General features: G+C 56.4%; 5 protein-coding genes. All 5 read left to right on the forward strand.

The window, feature by feature from the left end; all coding sequences use genetic code 11:
- On the forward strand, nt 1–1,908 hold the full coding sequence (locus tag EHN07_RS14675) for a TolC family protein (protein WP_124024840.1): 1,908 nt from the start codon (nt 1–3) through the stop codon (nt 1,906–1,908).
- An 8-nt stretch (nt 1,909–1,916) separates the two neighbouring features.
- A complete protein-coding gene (locus tag EHN07_RS14680; RefSeq protein ID WP_244202410.1) occupies nt 1,917–2,744 on the forward strand; it encodes an efflux RND transporter periplasmic adaptor subunit in 828 nt (275 codons plus the stop codon).
- Nucleotides 2,741–4,093 carry an efflux RND transporter periplasmic adaptor subunit gene (locus EHN07_RS14685; RefSeq protein ID WP_244202411.1) on the forward strand — a complete coding sequence of 451 codons (1,353 nt, stop codon included), beginning with the start codon at nt 2,741–2,743 and terminating at the stop codon, nt 4,091–4,093. Before EHN07_RS14680 ends, EHN07_RS14685 begins: the two co-directional genes overlap by 4 nt.
- Entirely contained in the window at nt 4,090–6,195 is a 2,106-nt protein-coding gene (locus EHN07_RS14690; RefSeq protein WP_244202412.1) for a site-2 protease family protein, read from the forward strand. Before EHN07_RS14685 ends, EHN07_RS14690 begins: the two co-directional genes overlap by 4 nt.
- Before the next feature lie 683 nt (nt 6,196–6,878).
- Nucleotides 6,879–7,373 (forward strand): flagellin N-terminal helical domain-containing protein (locus EHN07_RS14695; protein WP_482764106.1); only part of this gene is annotated, 495 nt, incomplete at its 3' end.

The raw sequence follows: 7,373 nt of genomic DNA on the forward strand, positions 1-7,373 counted from the left end.
ATGAACGCAACCATGGTGGCTGGACAAAAAAAACGTGGTGTGCCGTTAGTCAAACCGATTGCCGGGTTGATTGCGGTACTGATTTTGGCAGGCTGTGGCACCATTAAACCGGAACCGTTAACTCAGGATGAGATAACAGCGCGCGTGAATCGCGACAGGGCAGAAATGTACCGTGGGCAAGAGGCGCTTCGTGGCCCGATGACCTTATCCGACGCGATGGCCCGGGCGTTAAAATATAACCTCGACTACCGTCTGAAAATGATGGAAACCGCGCTATCGCGCAGTTTGCTGGAGGTTTCGCAACAGGACATGCTGCCCAAACTGATGGCGGATGCGGGCTATCGCTGGCGTGATAACGACTCGGGGGGCACCAGTGTCGGTATCGACGATGGCGTGATAAGCCTGCGTCCTTCCACCTCTGAGGAGCGCGAACATTATCTTTCCAGCGCCACCTTCTCCTGGGACGTGCTCGACTTCGGGATGAGCTACTTCCGCGCCAAACAACAGGCCGATGAGGTGAATATCGCCGAAGAGCGCCGCCGCAAAGTGCTGCAAAATATTGTCCAGGAAGTGCGTGATGCCTACTGGCGAGCCTTAGGCGCACAACGTTTGCTCGACGAAACCCAGCCGCTGGCCGAGCAAATTGCCCAGGCGCTGGATAAAACCCGTGAAGCAGAACAGGCCGGGATCCTGCCGCCCATTGAAGGGCTGGAATATCAGCGCGCCCTGCTTGACGCCATGACGTTGCTCAATCAGAAACGTCAGCAAATGGAGCTGGCGAAAAGCGAGCTGACCGCCCTTATCAATTTACCGCCGGGCACTCCGCTGGTGCTGCAGGACACGCCAGCGCCGTTGGCTCCTGCACCGACCAATATCGACAAGCTTGAGCAAATGGCGCTGGAACGCCGCCCGGAGCTGCGTGAAGAAGATTACAAAACGCGTATCGATAGCTATGAAACCAAACGTCAGATTGCCTCGCTGTTCCCGAACCTCAACCTGTTCGCCGGGTTGAATTATGACTCCAACGACTATCTCTACAATAACAACTGGATTGAGGGGGGCATCGGCGTTTCGATGAACCTGTTCAAACTGCTGAGCATCCCGGCCATCAGCCGCGCCAACGATGCCCGTACCCAAACCGAAGATGCCCGCCGCATGGCGTTAAGCATGGCGGTTCTGACGCAGGTTCGCGTGGCGACCGAGCGCTATAAGCTGGCCTCCTATGACTTCCAGATTGCAGAGCAGTCGGCACTGGTTGATCAACGTCTGGCGAGTATTTCCCGCGCCGGTTCCGATAACTCCCTGACCAGCGATCTGGAAACGTTGCGCACCCAGGCGCGCTCCATCGTTTCGCGCTTCCAGGAAGCGTCATCCTATGCGGAAGCGCAGGCGGCTTATGGACGCGTGCTGAACTCCGTCGGTATCGATTTGCTGCCGGATCGGGTTAATCAAACCGACGTTGCCAGCCTATCACGACAAATTAACGCCAGTTTACGCCAGCAGGAAAGCAGCGTATTTGCCCATACTGCCGGTATTGCTGTGGAAAAACACCCGATTGCAATCCAGATCGCACGGCTGCCGTCCGGCGTATCACGCGCCAGCATTGAGCAGTCCGTGGGCCGGGTGATTGCAGCCAACCACCTGTCGCTTGAGCCGTCGCCGAACAGCCTCAACCTGCAAATGAGCTTTAACATCGGCGCCAGCAACGGCACCCGTAAAGGCGTGTGGACGATGCGCGTCAGGGATGCGACCGGCGCGGAAGTGTTAACCCGTCGATACACCAGCTACCTACCAAACGAAACCAGCACGCGCTCCATCAGCGCGCTGGCTGAAGCGGCAACGCTCTCGATTACCAGCGATTTACAAAGGCTTGCTGGGGCAACGCCCGTTCTGACCGCGACGCCATGAGGCTGTATATGAATAACCATAAAAAGAGCATCGCTACGCTGCTATTTACGCTTATCGGTTTTTCCGCGCCGGGCTTTGCCGCGGACCCTGCTGTTGCGGCTCCCGCTGAGGTAAAAGCGCCCGCAGCGCAAGGCAGCACCAGAGTGCGTTTCCTGGTGCTCGCTAACCGTGAAAGCCCGCTTTCCAGCGTAGTGGCGGGGCGAATGGCGAAAATCAATGTGCAACTGGGCGATCCCGTCACGCAGGGCAAAGTGCTGGCCAGCATGGACTGTAGCGATTTGGTGGCGCGTAAGAACGCCGCTCAGGCGGAGTTTCAGGCCGCTCAGCTGCGTTATGAAGCCAAAGCCAAGCTGCAGGGGCTGCAATCGGCAGCCGCGCTGGAAGTGGGGTTAGCCGCATCAGAGGTGAACCGTACCAAAGGCCAGATGGGGATTTTCGACGCCCAGCTGGCACAGTGCCGTTTTGTTGCGCCGTTCAACGGGCGCGTGGCAAAAATCTACGTCAAAGAGGGGCAGGGAATAGGCGCCGGTGCGCCGGTGATTGACCTGGTCGGTAACGGGACTCTGCGTGCGCGCTTAAATGTGCCCTCAAGCTGGGTGGCATGGCTGAAAATTGGCTCGCAGCTTAATGCGTCAGTCGGTGAAACCGGGAAGCAATATCCCCTGACCGTGACCAACATTAGCGGCAAAGTCGATGCCGTCAGCCAGACCATCGAAATCGAAACCCGTTTCCCGGAAAAAACCGATGACGTACTGCCGGGTATGAGTGGCCAGGCCGTTGCTATCTGCCCGGCGGATGAAAACCGCTGCCTGACAAGCGGAGCTGCCAATTCGTGATCTCAAGTACAGCCTTCTACCAGTTAGCTGCAAGGGTAGAAGCCATAAGCAACTCCGCCGAGTTGGGCTTCGCGATATGCAATGAAACACGCCAGCTGGTGGATTACCGTCAGGCGGCGCTGTTGTCCCTTGCGCCGAACAACCGCGCAAAATTGATCGCGCATTCCGGGTTAAGCGATACCGACAACAATACGCCGTATGCCCTGTGGCTTTCTGAGGTGGCCAAAGAGATTGCCCCTGATTGCCGGGCATTACCGCCGGAGGCGCGCGTGCTGGCGCTTTCGCCCACACAGCTCAGCGCGGCCCTCGCCCCGCAGTGGAGTGAATGGTTACCTGCACACGTCTGGGTATTGCCATTAATCGGCGCCGACGGCGAAATTCATGCGCTCTGGTTTTTAGGGCGCGATGAGCCATGGCCAACGTCGCTCGCTCCTGCCTCCGCGGAGTTTGCCCTGCTGCAGCTGAGCGGTTTATACGGTTACGCCTGGTGGGCGTTAACCGCGCGCCCCTCCCGTTTCAGGCAGTTCTGGCAACGCAATATCGGGCGGCGTTCTGGCTATATCGTGCTGGCCGTGCTGCTGGTGTTGTGTATCCCGGTGCGTGAATACACGCTGGTGCCTGCTGAAATTATCTCGCTGCACAGCCAGGTGATTGCCGCCCCTGACTCCGGCGTTATCAAGCGTATGGTGGTGTTGCCCAATAGCAATGTGGTGAAAGGGCAGGTGCTGGCCACGCTTGACGACACCACGCTGCATAACCGTCTGGCAGTGGCGCAGGCGGAGCTGAAAACCGCGGAGATCACGCTGCATCAGGCATCCCAGCAGGCGATTGAAGATCAGCAGGCGAAGTCAGAGCTGGCCATGGCGGAAGGCAGATGGCGCGAGAAAAAAGTTGAAGTTGAGTCGCTCAGCCGCGACCTTGAAAAGCTGACGATTCGTGCCCCGGAAAGCGGCGTTTTTGTCTATTCCGACCCGGATGACTGGGCCGGGCGTCCAGTACAAACCGGCGAGCGCATTGGCTTGCTGGCAGACCCTGGCCGTCTTGGCGTTCGAGCCTGGGCGCCGGTGAGCGAGTCCACTAACCTGAAGCGCGGCGCGCCGATGAAAATCTTTTTGAAAGTTGCGCCGCTGGATTCATTAAACGCCAGGCTGGGATACGCCGGTTATCAAACGGTGGAAGCGCCAAACGGCGTGGCCAGCTATTTGCTGCGCGGCACGCTGGAAGATGAGCCTGGCGTCGCCCGTATTGGCCTGCAGGGAACCGCTCGCGTGACGGGGGACTGGGCATTACTCGGCTACCTGCTGCTGCGCCGCCCGATAGCTACGTTACGTGCCGGGAGCGGCTGGTGATAAGCGGTACGGCAACTGCTCCACCGTGGCCTGCGCTACGTGATGAGCTGCGGCTTAATAGCGCGGGCAGCAACCGAGACGGATCTCCGGCCTGGCACCTCGCAGATCCGGTGCGCAACCTGTTTTTCCGCCTCGGCTGGCTGGAAATTGAGATCCTCAAACGCTGGCAGCTGGCGGATGCCGGGAAAATAGCGCAGGCGATCAACCAGCAAACCACGCTAAACGTCGATGCCGAAGATATCAAAGCTTTCGTGCTGTTTTTACAACAGCAGCAGCTGCTGCGTAGCACCCGTTACCACCCGGCATCATCGGTTTGGAAGTGGCTGTTACACAGCTATTTGTTTATCCGCATTCCGCTGGTTCACCCGGAAAAAGCGCTGCGTAGAGCGCTGCCGTGGTTGCAGCCGCTGTTTAGCAAAACTTTTCTGTGGCTAACGCTGTTTGTGGCGATAACCGGCATAGTGCTTGCGGCACGCCAGTGGGATACGGTGGTCGCTACCCTGCACAATTCGGTGAGCTGGCATGGCGCGCTGGCCTTTGCTATCGCACTGGTGTTTTCTAAATGCTGGCATGAAATGGGCCATGCGCTTGCCGCAACACGGCATGGCGTGCGGGTCGGCCATATGGGGATCGCGTTACTGGTGATGCTGCCGATGGCCTACACCGACACCGGAGAGAGCTGGAAGCTAATTCGTTCGCGCGAGCGGCTAAAGATTGCCGCCGCCGGGATTGCTGCGGAGCTGGTGCTGGCGGCCTGGGCGACATTATTGTGGTCATTCGCCCCGGAAGGCAGCGTCAAAAACGCGTTGTTTTTCCTTGCCACCACCGCCTGGATTATGACGGTGGTAGTCAACGCCAGCCCGTTTATGCGTTTTGACGGCTACTATATTCTGAGCGATTGGCTGGATTTTCCGGGGCTACATGAACGCGCGGGAAACTGGGCGAAACGCGCGCTGCGCTGGCACCTGTTCGGGATTAACGATCCCAAACCCGATAACATTACCCCGGCCTTCGCCCGTTTTCTGACGGTATTTGCCTTTGCCACCTGGATCTATCGCCTGCTGTTGTTTATCGGCATCGCGGTCATTATCTACCACGCCTTTTTTAAGGCCCTGGGGGTAATTCTGTTTTTGATAGAGATTGCGACTTTCGTGGTGCGACCCATGCTCGGAGAAATAAAAACCTGCTGGGCTCGCCGCCAGGAAAGTCAGCCTTTTTACCGTCGCAGAGTGCTGCTGGTGGTGATGACCGGGATGCTGGTTATTTTCGTGCCCTGGTCGAATAAAGTGAGCCTGCCTGGGGTCATTGAAGCCGGTTTTGTCCAGCCGATCTATACGCCATACGGCGCTCGTCTTGAGAAAACTCTCGTCACCGACGGGCAGGAAGTGAAAGCAGGACAGCCGCTGTTTGAGCTTATTGCGCCGCTGCCTGAAACATCGCTGCGCAAAGCGCAGGAGATGCGTCGCGCCTGGGAGTTCAGCGCACGGGGGGCGTTAGGGCTTGATAAAGATGGGCCGGCAAAACAGATACTCGCTGAACAAATGGCGCGTCAGTACTCGCTCCAGCAAAGCGCGGGCAATAATGAGCTGCTCCGTCTGCGGCTAGTGGCTGCCGCTAACGGGCGTATCGAAGATCGCGATGTTTCTCTGCAGCCCGGAAGCTGGGTCGCGCCCACTACGCACATCGCCACGCTGGTGAACAGCGAACGCTGGCGGGTGAAAGCGCTGGTGGGGGAAGAGGATCTGGCGCGTTTACGCGTGGGAGCTCAGGCCAAAATTTATCAGCACGGTAAGTGGCAACCGCTTATCGGACGCGTAGTTTCTATCGACCATAGCGTGGTTACGCGCCTGCCATCTTTGCTGCTGGCAAAAGATCACGGCGGCCCGGTGCCGCTCAACCCGACGACGCAGGCCAAAGATCTGCGTCCGCAGGGCGTCTGGTATCGCGTATCGATTGAAGGTGCAGGCAATGCGGCGACGGTCGGCCGGGAAAATCTTGCGGATATCTCGGTTGCCAGCGAGCGTCAGAGCTTTGCCCACCGCTGGTTTAATAGCATTTCATTGATGTTGATTCAGCAGACGGGGATGGGGAAAGAGGGGTAAGGTCAGCGCCTGGCTAATGATAAAGCTGGTGTTTTCGCAAAACGTTTTCGCAAAAAAATAGGCCAGTAATCTTAGCCCCTCTTTGCAGAGGGGCTAAGTCCTTGCTACAGGATGATCAATGAGGTGCATATCAATTGATGAGGCGGCTAAGTTGTATTCCTGAACCCACCCACTTCCTCCCGGGAGACTGGAAGGGGTCTTGCTATTAATGTCTGCTTCTGTACGCCGAGTCAATTGTTTGCCGATGACCTTTTCACTGATTTGCAAACCTGCCCAAAAATATGACCAATGATGTGCACGAGGTAACATTTGCGTCAGTTTTTGTAGGCCAGGCACGTTTACAGCGGCTCGGGACTGCCGATATGACCTGAGTTTGCTGGTTATGATCTGCGAAAAAGAATTGCTTAGGGTGCCAGACGTACCTATGGACCTCACTTTATATCCCGCCGTTTATCCTCGTAGCGCCTTAGGACGATGTTTCTGAGCCTGTATTCTATGAAAAGGCGACAGAACTGACGCTATTTTATTAACTAAGCGTGAATATTTAAAAAAATATAAAAAATATTTTAGCCATTTTAAGTTCCACCGATATTTAGATAGGTGAATAACATATTACATCACTCTGTTTCAGGCGCTTTATTAAAAGCCTGGACGTTGCATTATAAATATCTGAGGAACTTCCCATGTCACAAGTTATTAATACTAACGCACTGAGCCTGCTGGCCCAGAATAATCTGAACAAATCCCAGTCTTCCCTGGGAACGGCAATTCAACGTTTGTCATCCGGCGTTCGTATCAATAGCGCCAAAGACGATGCGGCGGGCCAGGCCATCAGCAACCGCTTTACCGCCAATATTAACGGCCTGACTCAGTCATCCCGTAACGCCAACGACGGGATTTCTATTGCGCAGACCACCGAAGGCGCGCTGAACGAAGTCAACGACAACCTGCAGAATATCCGTCGTCTGACCGTGCAGGCTCAGAACGGCACCAACTCTACAACTGACCGCGAGTCCATTCAGTCTGAAATTGACGCGCGCATGGCGGAAATCAACCGTATCTCTGAACAGACGGAGTTTAACGGCGTGAAGGTGCTGAGCTCCGACCAGACCCTGGATATTCAGGTTGGTGCCAATGATGGCCAGAGCATCGGTATCAAACTGAACAAAATGGATGCC

It is taken from the genome of Buttiauxella warmboldiae (genome assembly GCF_003818135.1).
Classification (GTDB): Bacteria; Pseudomonadota; Gammaproteobacteria; order Enterobacterales; family Enterobacteriaceae; genus Buttiauxella; species Buttiauxella warmboldiae.